Here is a 538-nt window from a genome sequence, read left to right on the forward strand (position 1 = left end):
GAGCAACTTGGTCTCGATGCCAAATCCGTGAACCACTATGATTTTTCCGGGCGCACCGCCCGCCGGCATTGCGCGGAGATTTTGCGGCATCTCGGGTTCCGCCGTATGACGCAGACGGATCGCAGGGCGTTGTCGAGGTGGATTTCCGACGATCTTTGTGCGGGCGGGCAGCCGATCAATGCCATGCTCGAGCATGTTTTCCTGTGGTGCCGCGACCGCCGTATCTATGGGCCGTCGCGCAAGGAGCTGGAACGCCTCGTCCGTTCGCAACGACACCTCTATCTGGAGGCCCTGTTGGCCCGAGTCCGCGATGGCTTGCGCCGGATGCGGTCGCCTTGCTGGAAGCCTCGCTCGCCGATCCCGATGGCCCGACCGGCTTCAACACGTGAAGGGGGATGCAGGTCAGGCGACGCTCGAAAACATTCTTGGCGTGACCGCCAAACTCGCCTTTATCCAACGGCTTGCTCTTCCCCGAGATTTCCTATCGGTCACGGGCAAGGCATGGGTCGATCAGATCGTTCGCCGGGTTGCCGGCGAG

The 538-nt window shown here is 62.1% G+C and carries 1 protein-coding gene; it reads left to right on the top strand.

The window, feature by feature from the left end; translation table 11 throughout:
- Window positions 1-27: 27 nt before the first annotated feature.
- Window positions 28-538 (top strand): DUF4158 domain-containing protein (locus tag ADT71_RS00010; protein WP_231635429.1); only part of this gene is annotated, 511 nt, incomplete at its 3' end.

It is taken from the genome of Novosphingobium sp. ST904 (assembly GCF_001298105.1).
Taxonomy (GTDB): Bacteria; Pseudomonadota; Alphaproteobacteria; order Sphingomonadales; family Sphingomonadaceae; genus Novosphingobium.